The 611-nt window shown below is 69.6% G+C and carries 1 protein-coding gene; it reads left to right on the forward strand.

The features are described from left to right. Positions 1 to 611, forward strand: a 611-nt coding sequence (locus tag PV772_RS23035) for an HNH endonuclease signature motif containing protein (protein WP_347887710.1), incomplete at both ends; no start/stop codon positions are given.

Here is a 611-nt window from a genome sequence, read left to right on the forward strand (position 1 = left end):
GACACCGCCCGGGCGGCCGGGGATGACCGGTCCCGTGGCCAGGTCATGGCCGACACCCTCATCGAACGCCTCACCGGCACCCCCGGCGGCATCACCGGGGTCCAGATCCAGCTCGTCATGACCGACCGCACCCTCCTCCGGGCCGACGCAGAACCAGCACGGCTCCCCGGCTACGGCACCATCCCGGCAGAACCGGCTCGGGCCATCGCCCTCGCCGGCGGGCCAGCCGCGGCCAACCCACTGGCCGGGCCGTCGGGTATGGAAGAACTCGACCTCTGGGTCCGGCGGCTTTACACCGTTCCGGGCAGCGGCGAGCTCGTGGCGATGGACTCCACAGCCCGGCTCTTCCCGGCCGGGTTGAAACGGTTTCTTCAGGTCCGTGACGACACCTGCCGCACCCCGTACTGCGACGCCCCGATCAGGCACCACGACCACATCACCGCCTGGCACACCGGTGGACCCACCAGCGTGAATAATGGCCAGGGTTTGTGCGAAGCGTGCAACCACACCAAGGAAACCCCCGGCTGGACGGCCCAAACCATCCAGGGACAGCGGCATATCGTCGCAACCACCACCCCCACCGGCCACACCTACCACTCCACCGCCCCACC

This window comes from Pseudarthrobacter sp. CC12 (assembly GCF_039907755.1).
GTDB classification, from domain to species: Bacteria; Actinomycetota; Actinomycetes; order Actinomycetales; family Micrococcaceae; genus Arthrobacter; species Arthrobacter niigatensis.